At 61.6% G+C, this 14,515-nt stretch carries 11 protein-coding genes; 4 read left to right on the forward strand and 7 right to left on the reverse strand.

All coding sequences use genetic code 11. The features are described from left to right. Positions 1-195: 195 nt before the first annotated feature. On the reverse strand, positions 196-1,257 hold the full coding sequence (locus BLL36_RS05885) for an alpha/beta fold hydrolase (protein ID WP_076950537.1): 1,062 nt from the start codon (positions 1,255-1,257) through the stop codon (positions 196-198). 203 nt (positions 1,258-1,460) lie between these two features. Between BLL36_RS05885 and BLL36_RS05890 the strand changes: the two genes are divergently transcribed. Genes BLL36_RS05890 through BLL36_RS05900 form a run of 3 tightly spaced genes read left to right on the forward strand, consistent with a single transcriptional unit; the run spans position 1,461 to position 4,735 of the window. After that, the gene (locus BLL36_RS05890) at positions 1,461-2,999 is read left to right on the forward strand and encodes a flavin-containing monooxygenase (protein WP_076950538.1); all 1,539 of its coding nucleotides are present in this window, start codon (positions 1,461-1,463) and stop codon (positions 2,997-2,999) included. Beyond that, positions 2,996-3,886: an SDR family NAD(P)-dependent oxidoreductase gene (locus BLL36_RS05895; protein ID WP_076950539.1), complete on the forward strand. Its 891-nt coding sequence runs from the start codon at positions 2,996-2,998 to the stop codon at positions 3,884-3,886. The genes BLL36_RS05890 and BLL36_RS05895 overlap by 4 nt, the downstream gene beginning before the upstream one ends. A 15-nt stretch (positions 3,887-3,901) precedes the next feature. Continuing rightward, positions 3,902-4,735: a metal-dependent hydrolase gene (locus BLL36_RS05900; protein ID WP_076950540.1), complete on the forward strand. Its 834-nt coding sequence runs from the start codon at positions 3,902-3,904 to the stop codon at positions 4,733-4,735. Here the strand turns inward: BLL36_RS05900 and BLL36_RS05905 are convergent. Continuing rightward, positions 4,732-6,807, reverse strand: a complete 2,076-nt coding sequence (locus tag BLL36_RS05905; protein WP_076950541.1) for a PTS sugar transporter subunit IIC/EAL domain-containing protein — start codon at positions 6,805-6,807, stop codon at positions 4,732-4,734. The two genes, BLL36_RS05900 and BLL36_RS05905, sit on opposite strands and share 4 nt — an antisense overlap. A gap of 285 nt (positions 6,808-7,092) precedes the next feature. On the opposite strand from BLL36_RS05905, the gene BLL36_RS05910 reads away from it, so the two are divergent. After that, a complete protein-coding gene (locus tag BLL36_RS05910; protein ID WP_076950542.1) occupies positions 7,093-7,422 on the forward strand; it encodes a DUF6388 family protein in 330 nt (109 codons plus the stop codon). 4 nt (positions 7,423-7,426) lie between these two features. Here BLL36_RS05910 and BLL36_RS05915 read toward each other — a convergent pair whose 3' ends face one another. The 5 genes from BLL36_RS05915 to tssK are packed head-to-tail and all read right to left on the reverse strand — an operon-like array spanning position 7,427 to position 14,515. Then, positions 7,427-8,272, reverse strand: a complete 846-nt coding sequence (locus tag BLL36_RS05915; RefSeq protein ID WP_076950543.1) for a serine/threonine-protein kinase — start codon at positions 8,270-8,272, stop codon at positions 7,427-7,429. After that, complete coding sequence (locus BLL36_RS05920) at positions 8,269-8,982, reverse strand: PP2C family protein-serine/threonine phosphatase (protein ID WP_076950544.1); 714 nt, start codon at positions 8,980-8,982, stop codon at positions 8,269-8,271. The genes BLL36_RS05915 and BLL36_RS05920 overlap by 4 nt, the downstream gene beginning before the upstream one ends. Continuing rightward, complete coding sequence (gene tssM, locus BLL36_RS05925; RefSeq protein WP_076950545.1) at positions 8,979-12,317, reverse strand: type VI secretion system membrane subunit TssM; 3,339 nt, start codon at positions 12,315-12,317, stop codon at positions 8,979-8,981. The genes BLL36_RS05920 and tssM overlap by 4 nt, the downstream gene beginning before the upstream one ends. Further along, positions 12,318-13,181: a type IVB secretion system protein IcmH/DotU gene (icmH, locus tag BLL36_RS05930; RefSeq protein WP_076950546.1), complete on the reverse strand. Its 864-nt coding sequence runs from the start codon at positions 13,179-13,181 to the stop codon at positions 12,318-12,320. A gap of 5 nt (positions 13,182-13,186) precedes the next feature. Beyond that, positions 13,187-14,515, reverse strand: coding sequence for a type VI secretion system baseplate subunit TssK (gene tssK, locus BLL36_RS05935; protein ID WP_076950547.1), 1,329 nt, complete (start codon positions 14,513-14,515; stop codon positions 13,187-13,189).

The following is a 14,515-nucleotide window of genomic DNA, read 5'->3' on the forward strand; positions in this document are numbered from 1 at the left end:
CGCTCTTAGGCATTTCAAAAACAATTTCAAAATAAACATTGAAATATTTTTTTAAAGAAATAGCGCGGAATCGATAGGTCGTCAACTACTTTTTCGAGGCCTTTTCAACGTGACCGGGCAGTCTGTTTTTCTGCGCCTGGGTCAGGTCTCTAGGGCAAGCATTTCGCAGCGGCTGACCCGAAATGACAGCCACGATTATTTGTCGACCAGGGCAAACGGCGGATGCAAAACCGGTGTGGTCTCAGGTGGCCGCACGCGCTTGGCCAGCTGCTGAACCGCATCGACTACACGCGCCGTGGCGGTGATGGGCAACATATGCCCGCGCCCTTCCACCAGTTGCAGCTTGAGGCCCGGAACCTTGTCGGCGAGGGCCTGGCCGTGTTTGCGAAAGTCCAGGACCTTGTCGCGCGCGCCATAGACCAGGCTGATGGGCAGCGTCAGCTGCGGGTAGCGCTTGACCATGTCCGGCAGGGCGTCATTGACCAGGGCAATCTCGCTGGACGCGGCGTAGAAGTTATCGGGGCGCATGCCCAGCAGCCCGCCGCCACGGGTGGCGAAATCCTGCGGGGCACTGTCCGGGGCAAACACGCCCTTGACGACCGATCGGCGTGTCAACAGCCCCATAGGCACGGTCAAGGTATGCGACATCCAGCGTCGCAGCCAGGCCGGGCGCACCGCCAGTGACCAGAACACCAGCGGCAGCGTGGGTTGGGGATGGGTCAGCGGCGCCACCAACACCAGCCCCGACACCGCGTGGGGATGGTCCAGGGCCAGCGCCAGGGAAATGGCCCCGCCAAGTGAATGCCCCAGCACCAGCGGTTTATCCAGGCCGAGGGTGTTGATGAACCCAGCCACCTGCCGCGCCTGGGCCGGCAGGTCCGCGGCGGTGCCTTTATGGCGAGTGGAATAGCCCGACCCCGGGCGGTCAAGCGTGATGACGCGAAACTGTTCGCGCAGTTGCCCGGACAAGGCATAGGTCAGGTTGCGACTGCTGCCCATCAGCCCATGAATCATCACCAGTGGCGGGCCCTTGCCCTCCTCGTAGTAATGAAAGCGCTCGCCGTTGACCTCCACGAAACGCCCGTCGTTTGGCACGGCCGCTTCGATACGGCGCGTCATCCAGGCACTGAACCCCCATAAAGCGGCACTCACGCCGATAAAAACAGCTGCAGCGATCACCCATTCAACAGCCATAGCTCGGTCCTCTGCGTCCCTGCTGCTGGCGACCCGACCGGAATTGATCAAGGCCTCAGCCATCGCCTCACCAGGACCTGAACGGCGTGCCTGTCCGTCGGACAATCAGCACATAAGAGACCTGGGACTAGCGTAGGCGATATTTTCAGGTAGATTATTTAAAATCTTTTTTAAAATAAGTAATTCAATTTTTCTTTGCAATGGTGTTCTATCTAAAAAGACACAACAAGAAAAGGAGCACATCCAATGCCTACGAAGGACTGCTTATGAATGTCCGCAGTGAGTCAATCGACATCGCCATCATCGGCTCAGGCTTTGCCGGCCTGTGCATGGCGATCAAGCTCAAGGGAGCCGGGTTCACCGACTTCTTTATCGCCGAGCAGGCCGACAGCCTCGGCGGCACGTGGCGGGACAACCACTACCCAGGTTGCGCCTGCGATGTGCAGTCCCATGTGTACTCCTTTTCCTTCGCACCCAACCCGGACTGGACGCGGCAGTTCGCGCCGCAGGCGGAAATTCGTGCGTACCTGGAGCAATGCGCTACGCGCTTTGAATTGGCGCCCTACCTGCGCTTCGGCATGGGCCTTTTGCGCGCGGTGTTCGATGAGGCCCGGCAACGCTGGCAGTTGAACTTCAGCGACGGCAGCCAGGTCAGCGCACGGGTGCTGGTGTCGGGCATGGGCGGCCTGTCGCGCCCGACGCTGCCGGATATTCCAGGGCTGGACAGCTTCAAGGGCAAGCACTTCCACTCCCAGCAGTGGGACCACGACTATGCCTTGAAGGGCAAGCGCGTAGCGGTGATCGGCACCGGCGCCAGCGCTATTCAGTTCGTGCCGCAGATCGCGCCGCACGTGGCGCATCTGGACCTGTTCCAGCGCACCCCGCCATGGATCATGCCCAAGCCCGACCGGCCGGTTTCACCGTTCGAGCGCTGGTTGTTCAAGCATTTGCCCTTCACTCAACGCCTGGTGCGTAGCGCTTTCTACTGGGCGCTGGAAGGCCGTGTGGTCGGCTTCGCGCTGCACCCACGCCTGATGGGCATGGTGCAGAAAATCGCCCTGCGCCACCTGCATAAACAAGTGGCGCGCCCTTCCCTGCGCAAGACGCTGACGCCGGACTACACCATCGGCTGCAAGCGCGTGCTGATTTCCAACGACTACTACCCGGCGTTATCGCGCAGCAATGTCGCGGTGGTCACCGATCACATAACGCGCATCGAAGCCGATGGGGTGATCACCGCCGACGGCATCAAGCACCCAGCCGATTGCCTGATCTTCGGCACCGGCTTCCAGGCCACCGACCCCTTGCCCCGCAACTGCATCATCGGGCGTGGCGGCGTGGACCTGATGGACACCTGGCAAGACGGCGCCCACGCCTACAAGGGCACCACGGTGCCGGGCTACCCGAACCTGTTCCTGATCGTCGGCCCCAACACCGGGTTGGGGCATAACTCGATGATCCTGATGATCGAAGCCCAGGTGACCTACATCCTCGACGCACTCAAGCAGATGCAGCGTCATCGCATCGCCACCGTGGACGTCAAGCCTGCGGTGGAAAGCGCCTACAACAGACAACTGCAAGACAAACTCAAGCGCACCATCTGGAACACCGGCGGTTGCCAGAGTTGGTACCTCGACCCGCGCACCGGCAAGAACACCACCCTGTGGCCGGGGTCCACCTGGCGTTTCAAGCAGGTCACCCGGCAGTTTGCGCTCAAGGACTATGCGACCGACCTGCAGCCGATCAATGCGCCTGGCCATCCTGTGGCGGCGCCCCACTCCACCGCAGAAGGCAGCCTGTCATGAAGTCATTCAACGGCCGCGTCGCGGCAATCACCGGCGCGGCATCCGGCATGGGACGCGCCCTGGCCCTGGCTCTCGCGCGGGAAGGTTGCCACCTGGCCCTGGCGGACAAAAATACCCAGGGACTGGAACAGACCCTGGCGTTGATCAAGCGCTCAACCTTGGTCCCCGTGCGGGTCACCACCCAGGCGCTGGATGTTGCCGACCGCCAGGCCATGGAGGATTGGGCCGCCCGATGCGTTGCCGACCATGGCCAGGTCAACCTGGTGTTCAACAATGCTGGGGTTGCGTTGTCGAGCACGGTGGAAGGTGTGGACTACGCCGACCTGGAATGGATCGTCGGCATCAACTTCTGGGGCGTTGTCTACGGCACCAAGGCGTTCTTGCCGTATTTGAAGGCCTGCGGCGATGGCCATGTGGTGAACACGTCCAGCGTGTTCGGCCTGTTTGCGCAGCCGGGCATGAGCGGCTACAACGCCACCAAGTTCGCCGTGCGCGGCTTTACCGAGTCCCTGCGCCAGGAGCTGGACCTGCAACGCTGCGGCGTATCGGCCACCTGCGTGCACCCCGGCGGCATTCGCACCGACATCTGCCGCAGCAGCCGTATCGACGCGAATATGACCGGCTTCCTCATCCACAGCGAACAGCAGGCCCGCGCCGACTTCGAGAAGCTGTTCATCACCGACGCCGACCAGGCCGCCAAAGTGATCCTGCAAGGCGTGCGTAAAAACAAACGTCGCGTGCTGATCGGCCGCGACGCGTTTTTCCTCGACCTGCTCGCCCGCTGCCTGCCGGCGGCCTATCAGGCGCTGGTGGTGTTCGCCAGCAAACGCATGGCGCCCAAGGCACGCCGGCCGGTGCTGGAAACCAATGACGAACCCCGCCACTGAACAGGAGCACGCACTATGTTGCCAATCCGCCGAGACATCCGTTTCGCCCTGCCCGCCGAGCGCATCAAGGACTGGCATGAACAGGGCCCGTTCATCACGCATTTCTTCAATGCCCTGTCGCTGCTGTTCCCCCAGGGTGAGCTGTTTTTCATGGACAGCGTGCGCCACTACCGCCAGCGCATCGACGACCCCGAACTGAAGAAGGCGGTCCAGGGTTTTATCGGCCAGGAGGCCATGCACAGCCGTGAGCACGTGGCCTATAACGACCTTTTGCAGGCGGCTGGCCTTCCGGCGCACACCCTGGACCGTCGGCTGAAATTCATCCTCGACCTGCAGAAAAAACACCTGCCGCCGTCCTTCAACCTGGCGGTGACCATTGCCCTGGAACACTACACCGCGATGCTTGCGGAAATACTGCTGAGCGACCCGTCACGCTTCGGAAACTCACTCAAGGGCTACCAGCAAATGTGGTATTGGCACGCCCTTGAGGAGACCGAACACAAGGCCGTGGCCTTCGATGTCTGGAACCGCGTGATCAAGCCTGGCCCCAAGCGCTACTTGTTGCGTACCGGGACCATGCTGACCACCACGCTGTTGTTCTGGCTGGTGGTGTTCGATTTCCACCTGCGCCTGCTGATGGCCGACCGCAAGTCGGGTGGGCATCTGAAGGGTTTCTGGCGCATGTTGAAATTTCTGTATGGGCCCAAGGGGGTTTTCCCACGGATGGTGGTGCCATGGCTGCACTACTTCAAGCCTGGGTTCCACCCCTGGGACCATGACAACCGTGCGCGCCTGGCGGGCATTGATGAGCTGGTCGAAGAGATCGAGCAGACCCAGCGCGGGTATTAGCTCCGCGCCAGGGCGGCGCGCTCACGCACGAAACCCTCCAACTGATCGCCCGGCAGCGCCTTGCTGAAATACCAACCCTGGATAATCAGTTCGGCGCCGGTATTCAAAAAGGCCAGTTGCTCTGCGGTTTCCACGCCTTCCACCACCACGCCCAGGTTCAGCGCTTCACAGAAGCGCAACATGCCGGTCATGACCTGGGCGCCCTTGGGGTCGTGCTGGGCCACGACGAAACTGCGGTCGATCTTGATGAAGTCCACCGGGAACTGGTGCAGGTAACTCAAGGCTGAAAACCCGGTGCCGAAATCATCGATATAGACCTTTGCGCCGATGGCTTGCAGCTTCTGGATGGTCCGGCGCGTGACCTGGATATCACCGACCAGCGCCTCCTCGGTAATCTCCACCGACACCTGGCCGTGGGCTTGGGCGAGGATCTCCACAAGGCGATCGCCATGGGCGGCATCGGTCAGGGTCGCGCTGGAAACATTGATCGTCATCGGCAATGCAAAGCCGAGCTTGCGCCACTTCTGGTACTGGCGCACCGCCTGGGACGCCACCCACACATCCACATCCGGCATCAACCGCGCCTGGGCCAGCCATTGCAGGAACTCCCAGGGTGAATGCACCGTGCCCTTGGCGTCACGGGCACGCATCAATGCTTCACAACCGGTGCACAGGCCGGTGCGGGTCGAGACCTGCGGTTGGAATTCGAGGTAGAACTCGTAGTCGCTGATCTGCTGGATGCGGTTGAACTCGCTGGCCTGGCGCGCCAAGGTCCTGTGGGAGGCGAGCACCGGGTCCAGCTCGCGCAGCCGGCCCTTTTCCTCAAGGCCACGGAAGGTCATGTCCAAGGACTTGAGGTACACCGTGCCGCCTTCGCTGGCCTGGCGATGGATCGCGCGGACATAGGGCACATACACCAGGGTGCCCAGCCCCACTAACGCCACTTGCAGCAACACCGCCGCCAGGTCGCCGTGAGTACTGAGATAGGCGTTGAGCAGCACCGGAGCCGTAAATGGAACGCTGACCACCGCCGGTGCCACCCATCCCATGTGCACGACGGACAACGCCACCATGGCGTTTAACGCCGGTACGATCAAAAACGGTATGAATAAGCGCGGGTTGAGGATGATCGGCAAGCCGAACAGCAACACTTCACTGACATTGAACAGTGAAAGCGGCAAACTCGCCATCGCCAACAGGCGCATCGACTGGCTTTTGGAGACCAACAGGATCGCCAGCAGCAGGCACAGCGCACCGCCCGAGCCACCGATAAACGCAAAACTGCCCAGCAGGCCACCGTTCAATACGTACTTGATCGGCTCGCCCGCCGCCAGCGCGGCACCGTTCAGCACCACGGCCTGGTCGAGCACATCGAACAGCGGCTGCATGGCGTACACACCGTGGATCCCGAAAAACCACAGCAACGAATTCATCAGCGTCACAAACAGCCCGCTGCCATAAGGCGATTGCAAGGCGTCGAGTACCTGCGGCCCCTGAAGCTGCGCTACATAGGGGACCTGCAGCAACAACGACAACGCCACCACCAACGCCAAGGCGGTGATGAAGCCCGGCACCACCATATTGATCGTGCCGCGCAGGTTGTGCCCCACCAGTTCTTCGTTGACCAGGCGGGTCCAACGGTAACGGTGCAGCCAAGCCATCGTCGGCACATTCAACAGCGGTGATGCAATGGCGATGAACAGCACGAAGGTGGCCGAAGCGCGGGGATATTCGCGCAGAATAAACGTTGCCAGCAGCACATTGGCCAGGCAAAGAAACGCGACCGGCAATTGCGGCAGGCGATGCTGGATAGCCAGCATGTAGCCGATGGATGCCGCCACCAGCAGTGGGATGACGGAGCTGATCTGATTGTGCAGGCCAGCCAGGAACGCCACCACCTGCGGGTCGAATCCGAATACCCGGGCGCATTCGGACAGCACCAGGAAGCCAGCCGACACCAGCAGACATGGCAGGATCCACAACAAGCCTTCGCGGATCGCTCGCAGCGACTCCGTGCTGGCCAAGGCGGCCAGCCGTTGGGTAAAGAAAAGCTTGAACAGCGTTTGCGCCATGACCTATCCCTCTGCCCATCGCACACTGTCCCTGGAAGGCAGCGCCGTAAACACGGGCTAACGCTACACGTCCTGGCACGGTGAGCGAAAGCCTTTTGCCATTCGTCCGTGTGAATTTTCCGTATGGGATGACAGGCAATTCCCTGGTTTTTGCGCTTATTTGAATTTCCCGCCCAAGCCAATTTCTGAATCTGCTTCAATGCGTAGTGTCTGTACTACGCGAAGACGCACGATGCCACGGCGTTCAACGCAACCCCTGACCTTGCCATTGTTTGGAGTAAGCCCTTGTCAGCACCCGGCGATAACCACCAGCTCGCGCTGGACAGATTTCTCGACGCACACCCCGATGTGGCCAATGAACTCGACACCCTGAACCCGTTGGCCGCCCAGGCCAAGGGCGAAACCCTGGCGCAATATCGCGCCGAACGGCTGCATGAAGCCTTTGAGGCCGAAGCCGAACGCCAGGGCCTGTTTGCCTGGGAGCTGACCCTCAAACTGACCGCCGAATCCCCCGACGCCTTTGAAACCCAACGCCTTGAGGTACACAAGGAAGTGGCGCAAATGGCGGGCATGAGTTGGGAAGAATACTGCCAACTGCACAACCTGGACGGCTGACGCATTACCCGATGAACCAGCGACGACGCTGCTCCGCCATCCCTTCACGTAGCTCGGCGGCGCAGACGGTTCGCTGTTCGGGGTCCGGCGCCAATGCCGCACGCAACGGGGGCCAGCACTGCCTGGGCAATTGCCTGGGCCGAGGCAGGCGCAGATTGCTTTGGCGCTCATCGGGGCGGCGTCCCTCGGCCAGTTCATACAGCACACAGGCAGCGCCATACAGATCGGCGCTGGCCGACGGCAGCCCTCCCGCCATCAGCTCCGGTGCGGCATACGCTGGGGTCCAGGCATTCAGGCGACTGCGGCTCAAGCCGGGCAATCCTGCCCTTGCCTGAGCCTCAGCGTGGCCCAAGCCAAAATCGAACAAGCGCACTCCCTGCTCCCCCACCATGATATTGGTTGGCTTTACATCGCCATGCGCCACACCCTGGCGTTGGATGTAGACCAGTGCATCCAGCAATTGCAGGGCCATGGGTTGCAGCTCATGCCACGCCAGCCCCTGCGGACGCTGCGCGAGCATGCGGTCCAGGGTCAGGCCAGGCATCACTTCCATGGTGAAGAATGCCACCTGTTGGGCCGTATCGACCTCAAACGAAAACGCACGTACCAGGTGATCATGTTGCAGGCTTCGGGTCAGCGCGAATTCGCTGTACAGCAACACATGAGCATCGGCGCACGCGCAAAGGCTGTCGCCCAACAGCTTCAGCGCCACACGGCAATCCGGCTCGCCGAACGCCTCATGCAACAGGTCACGGGCGCGATAGACCACCCCCATGCCCCCAGTCCCGAGGATGCGTTCAAGCTGATAGCGTCCCGCAAGCAGTTTCGGTGGGCCTGCAGCGCTGTTCATGGCTGGATCACCACGGCCGTAAGGTCGTCCCGCGCAGGCCCCCGCAGTACGTTGCTGAACAGCTGTTCCACCACTTGTCGTGGCGTTCCTGCACTCATGGCACGCCCCAATTCCCGGTTGCTGAGGCCTTGGTACAGACCATCGCTGCATAGCAGGAACACATCCCCGGGCCTGGCGCGCAGTTCCAGGATCTCAAGGCTCAGTGGCTGGCGCGCTCCCACCGCGCGGGTCAAAGCCCTTGCGCCTGGATGAGCCTGGGCCAGCGCTGGACTCAACTGCTGCTTGTCCATCAAATACTGCTGAAGGGAATGGTCCCGCGACAGTTGATACAGACGCTGCCCTCGCCATAGGTAGCATCGGCTGTCGCCTGCCCAAAGGCAGGCCGCGCGGTTTTGCTCCAGTAACAGCACGACCACCGTACTGCCCATGACGCCCGCCACGCCCTCGGCTCGCTGCAACTGGCTGTCGAGGCCTCGCAGGCAGCGTCGGACGGCCTCGATCCGCTGATCCAGAGCGCCCTGGCCTGACAGCGCGGCAAGGCCGCTGACTATGCTTTGACTGGCTACATTCCCGGCATGGTGGCCACCCATGCCGTCGGCCACCGCCCAACAACTGCGCTGCGGGCAATCGAGGAATGCGTCCTCGTTGCGCGAGCGACTCTTGCCTTGCGCCGTGCGTCCGGCACTTCGCCAAGGGTGAGCCGGGCTCATAATTGGTCCGGCAGGCGGAAGGTGCGCCATGTGGCCATCTGGAACGGGCTGGGGCTGCGTTGGCTGGTCAGCACGTAATTGGCACGCAGGCCCGCCAGGTCGGCCTTGAGTATCTGGCCATCCCTGCCGCTGGCAGGCTCGGTTTGCATCAGCTCGAAAAACCGGAACAACGACCAGGCACCCCGGTCTTTTTCGATCCCCAACGGCCGCTCTGAACCGCGCTCCAAGACCAGGCTGCTACGGCCATTCTCTGCCTCGCTCGGCCAATGAAACGCCACCGGCACGATCGGGCCGTGACGGTACTCCAACTGCTGATTGCCCACCCGCAGCGTCGCCCGGCTGACAGCCTGGTCCAGGCTATAGGGCGCCAGCGTGAACCGCACGGCCCAATCCCCCTGGTCCTCGCTGAAAAAACCCTGGCGAATGGTTTGCGCCCTGGCCAATTGCTCCAGCACCAGACGCGACATCGGCAGGCTGCGTCCCTCCAGGGTCCGCAGACGATAGCGGTTGCCCTCGGCACTCACAAACGGTCGCAGGTACGCCTCATAAAAGCGCGCCATGGTCCCCCGTGGTTTGAAAAACTCCTGAAAATCGCCTAGGGCAACGTCGCTGCCTGCGTGGGCATCAAATGGGTATCGGCGCTGGATGGCCTTCGCATAGAAGCCATAAAGCTCGCTTTGATACCGCTGATTCACATAGCCATAGGCATCCTCGAGCAGGTAGCGCCAGCTCTGGTCGGCCATCCCTTCGAGCCATCCCCTGAGCGGTTGCGGCAAACGCGCCGCCGCATCCCGCAGGTTGCCCAGGAGTGGCTGCTGCCCATCCATGCGTTGCCTGGCCATGTTGAACGCAGCCTGCTGCGGCGAACTGTCCCGGCTCAGTGTCGATAACTGCAGGTGCAGCTCATCGAGCAAACGCAAGGCCTGCGTCAATTCGCCCCCAGGGCTCTGCTCTTCATCGAGCAACTGATGCAAGGGTTCGAAGCGGCGCTGCAAGGCTCGGCGAGCGGTATCAGGCAGCGCCGTCCGGGCCAGTACGCTGGACGTCATTGCGCCCAGCTCGCCGGCCTGTTGGCTCACTGTTTCAAGCCGATCGGAGAGCGGTACCAGCCGCGTGTTTTCGCGAACCTGCCGCAGCAACTGCACCAGGGCCGATTGGGCCGAAGTAAGGCTTGCGAGCTGCTGCGCACCTTGTCGCAGATTGCCACTGTCGAGCAGCCTGACCCGACCGAGCGCCTCACTCCATGCATCAGCGTATTCACTGAAATAGCGCTGCTCCAATTCAAGCACCAACTTGCGTAAGTCCATGACGCTGAGGTCGGTGCCTTCGCCAAGCACCCAGTTATCCTGGGCGATGGCATTGACCAGTTGAGGGCCCTGTTTTTCGAAAAACTGCAGATATTTTCGAGTATAGAACCCCGGTATAGGCGGCTCGACCCTCGAAAACGCCGGGCCTTCGGCCAGGCGGTAAGGCTCCAGACTTCGCGCTTGCTCGCGCAGCGTTCGGTAAACCACCTCCGCCAGTGACTCACCGCGTAATACCAGGCGGGCCTGGGCCACCAATTCGTCGTTCAACGGCGCCAGAAACGGCTGCTCAAGGAGCCGTGCCAGGTGTTGATTCAGACGTTTATGCGTCGAGGGGTCCGTTGACCACTGGCCCGCCACATACTCCGCCAACCACGCCGTATCACGTCGTTCGCGCAGGTTGAGCATCAGGTAGGCGCGCAGGCTGTCCAGCAACCGCTCGCGATCCGCCAGGCGGCCTCGCACCTGTCCTTCGAGCAGCCTGGTCAGGTACGGCAGCAGTTGTTGGCGCAAGGCTTGTTCATAGGCGTTGACCACCGGCGGGCGGGTCAACTCCCCTTGGTACAAACCCGCCCGATCAACCCACCGGACGTCCGCCAACGGTGCAAAGACCTTTGTTGCCGCCAGGCGGCTATCCAACAGGGCCAGCAACGTGAGGCTCTCGTCTGAACCCGGTGGAGCAGAGGGCCCGATAGCGCTCAGTTCCAGCAGCCGCTGATGGTTGAACGAGAAACTGTGCATCCACAACGCACCCGCTGTGCCGATCACTAAGGTTGCGGCCAGCGCCAGCAACCCGTGGCGCCGATGTATGCGCTGGCGCTCCGGGGCATGCAGCCCGGCGAGATCGGCCTCGGCAAATATCACGCGATTGAACAGGCCCTGGACAAAATGAGCGCGCATATCGCCAGTTTTCGCACAGGTCAGGTAAAACCCTTGCAGGCCAGTTATACGCTGGTAGCGATGCGCGCAAAACGCGGTTTCGATGAACAGGCACAGGGGATCACCCAGGCGTGCGACGTGCCGGGGAAAATCCAGCATCCGGCCGCGACGCTCGATATTGCGCTCCTGATGCAAGCGCGCGATCAGCTCTGCTCCCAAGCGTTGCAACATGTTCTGGAACATGTCCCTCACCTGGGCGATGTCCGTACCGGACGTGTCGGCGACCAGGTGCCCACCCAAGACTTCTTCTGTGCCGTCACCCTGTTGCGCGTCAAAGAACTCAGCAAACCCGGCCAGCCGATCCGCCTGGGTCAACACCAGGTATACCGGCACATCCACATGCAATGTCTGCTGGATCTCATGCAAGCGGGTACGCACATCACGCGCGTGGCGCTCCAGGTCATGTTCGTCGCTGCTTGAAAGTGTATCGACTGACAACGTCACCACTACGCCGTTGAGCGGCCGCCCCCTGCGCCACGACTTGAGCAGACCCAACAGGGTCGTCCATCCCGCCGCATCGACCGAATGCTCGGGCTGACCCAGATAGCGGCCAGCCGTCTCGACCATCACGGCCTCCTCGGCAAAATACCAGTCACAGTAAGCCGTAGTGCCTGCCGGCGCTTCAGCCCGGTCAAGCGGAGACTGCAAGCCACCGGCGACCAACAGGCAGGTCTTGCCACTGCCTTGTTCGCCGACCACCAGGTACCAGGGCAACTCGTTTCGCCATCGCTCGCTGCGCGAGCCGTAGCGCCGCGAGCTTTTCAACGTCTGCAGCGCCTCCTTGAAACGCCCTTGCACCTGTCTTGTTTCATGACTGATCAGTTCCTGCCGCTGGTGAAGCGCCTGGTGCTCGGGCTCATGCAACCGAGCGGTACGACGCGCGCCCACCACTACCATCGCCAGGCCCCACATCAGCAGCAACCCGCTGATGGTCAGTAAACGGGACGTCGAGCTTCGCCAGAAACGGTGGTCATCCACCGCCAGCGAAGGCCCGCAAAACCACACCAGCAGCGCGCTGGACAACACCAGCAGCAGACTCCATACCCAACTTTTGCGCAGTACCGTACCCACGCCCTTGAAGAATGCGTTCATTCATTGCTCCAGCGTTACGAGGGCGTCCGGGACAGATTGAAACGTCTGCAGCGCCGTCATGCGTTCCTGGCCCAGTACCCAGGCGAATCCCGAATACATCACAAGCAAACAGGCCAGTACGCAGACGGCGGCCCAGGTGACCGAGACAATGCGTAGCCGTGGCCGGGATGCCCTCTTCGCGTGCGGCGCGATGGATGCCGGCAGGCGGTCACCGCGCACATGCCTGATCTGGCGATACACCGCGTCATGCACCGCTTCAAGGTGCACCCTTCCCCGCTCCATGACCCGGTACTTACCTTCGAACCCCAATAACAGGCACAGGTACATCAATTCCAGCATGGCCACATGCTTGACGGGGTCGCGGGACAAACGCTCCAGCAACTGGAAAAACTTTTCACCGCCGAAGGTTTCGTTGTGAAAACGGCTCAAAAGGCTTCTGCTCGACCAGTCGCTGCGGTTGCCCCACGGCGTGGTGGCCACCGCTTCATCAATGACACTGCAAAGTACATAGCGCGCCGACATCACCTGACTGTCCTGCACGCCCAAGTGCAACGCATGGGCCTCAAACGCGTTAATCCCCGACGAAAGCTGGTCATTGAGCGCCTGCAGGCTTTCCCGGCCAGAAATGAACTTGAGCTGGGCAACCTGCGACAACAGATCCCACGCTGCTGCCAACAGCGCGTTCGGGCTTATCTTGAAGCTCTCGCTCCCCTGCAGACGGGCCGCATAGATCATTCGGTCTTCCAATTGCTCGAAGCGCGGCGGCGTTGGAAAGTCGGTGATTGGCCCCTGCGCCGGTCCGAGCCCGTCACGGTCAAGCAGCACGGTTTTTTCGTCCTGCGGGTATTCACTGTCCATAGTCATGGTGTTCAGTTCCTGATAGCCCAGAAGTTGAGTTCCAGCTCGGCGAACTCGCCGCTGGCGTGGAAGGCAAAACCACCCGATCGTTCCAACTGCGCGATATCGCGCGGGCTGAGTTCGAGCATGAAATAGGTCTTGCCGGCATGAAACGGGATCTGTCGCGGCGCTACCGGCAAGGGCGTGACCTTGATACCGGCGAGATGCAGGTTCACCAGTTCGCGGATGCGTTCCACGGGGCCGATCTTCAGATGCGCGGGCAAGCGGTGACGCAGCTCTTCGCTATCGCACTGGGCGGTGGCCGCTAGAATGAACGTCGCAGTGCCCAGTAACTTGGGATCGTTGACCGGGCAGACCAGCACCCCGTACTGGCGTTGCTGCAGCGCGAGCTCGATGGCGTGTTGTTCCAGCACCCGCGACAACGCAGCACGAAGCCCCTCCATCAGCCCACGAAAGCTCGCCCCCTGATCGCCATGCTGGTACTGAAGCGCCAATGGCGCGCGCCTGTTGTCGCTGGCAAAGGTCGACAGTTCGCCGAGAATCGATAGCAACTCCCGATACAACCGCTCCGGACGCACTTGGGCCTGACTCAGGTAGTGACGCAATATCAATTCGGCACGATTGATCAGTTGCAGCATCAGGAAGTCGCCGACCTGCGCACCCGCCGAGGCACCGCTGCCCTGGATGCGCGCGGCAATCGCATCGCCACGGGTCGCCAGCAGGCTGATCACCTCCTTGAGGCATGACCACACATACCCCGAGCCCTGGAGGTAGATGAATGTCGGTACAAAATCCGCATCCAGCCTGGTGCCGCCGTCAAGGGTTGAATCCTGTACCTGGGCAACCTGGAGTTTCACGTAGAACGGGTCACTGGTGCCCTCCCCCAGCACCAGGCGCAAATCGGGGCGTGCACAGTTGATCTGGCAGCGCGAGTCGATGCCGGCATTGGAGTCTCCGATTTCCGTTTCACAGGCGACGTAGCGCGCCAGGACATCGCCTTGCTCCTTCCTGCGCACTTCAACCTGATTCGCCGTCGCCAGGGGCAGCGCCAAATACACCGCTTGTCGGCCCGCATTCGCCGGCACCTGCAAGACCAGCGGCTCCATCGCACCGCTGAGCTCGAACAGGCTGCCATCCGGCAACACGCCGCTGGCCTGGTTGACCACTATCTTGCCCAGGTTGAGGTACTGCAGATCCACATCCAGGCTCAGGAACCCCCAGGCATCGGTGTTCAGCAGGCGTGTGCGATTGAGTTGCCGATGGAAGTAGCGATCGCTGTGCTGCAAGTGCTGGGGCCTGAGCAACATGCCCTCTTGCCAGATAACGTTATGGATCTGCAT

It is taken from the genome of Pseudomonas cedrina subsp. cedrina (genome assembly GCF_001983175.1).
GTDB lineage: Bacteria > Pseudomonadota > Gammaproteobacteria > Pseudomonadales > Pseudomonadaceae > Aquipseudomonas > Aquipseudomonas cedrina.

Coding starts and splice junctions, on each gene's coding strand:
- BLL36_RS05885 (WP_076950537.1), bottom strand. CDS start 1,257: ATGGCTGAGGCCTTGATCAATTCCGGTCGGGTCGCCAGCAGCAGGGAC.
- BLL36_RS05890 (WP_076950538.1), top strand. CDS start 1,461: ATGAATGTCCGCAGTGAGTCAATCGACATCGCCATCATCGGCTCAGGC.
- BLL36_RS05895 (WP_076950539.1), top strand. CDS start 2,996: ATGAAGTCATTCAACGGCCGCGTCGCGGCAATCACCGGCGCGGCATCC.
- BLL36_RS05900 (WP_076950540.1), top strand. CDS start 3,902: ATGTTGCCAATCCGCCGAGACATCCGTTTCGCCCTGCCCGCCGAGCGC.
- BLL36_RS05905 (WP_076950541.1), bottom strand. CDS start 6,807: ATGGCGCAAACGCTGTTCAAGCTTTTCTTTACCCAACGGCTGGCCGCC.
- BLL36_RS05915 (WP_076950543.1), bottom strand. CDS start 8,272: ATGAACAGCGCTGCAGGCCCACCGAAACTGCTTGCGGGACGCTATCAG.
- BLL36_RS05920 (WP_076950544.1), bottom strand. CDS start 8,982: ATGAGCCCGGCTCACCCTTGGCGAAGTGCCGGACGCACGGCGCAAGGC.
- tssM (WP_076950545.1), bottom strand. CDS start 12,317: ATGAACGCATTCTTCAAGGGCGTGGGTACGGTACTGCGCAAAAGTTGG.
- icmH (WP_076950546.1), bottom strand. CDS start 13,181: ATGACTATGGACAGTGAATACCCGCAGGACGAAAAAACCGTGCTGCTT.
- tssK (WP_076950547.1), bottom strand. CDS start 14,515: ATGCAGATCCATAACGTTATCTGGCAAGAGGGCATGTTGCTCAGGCCC.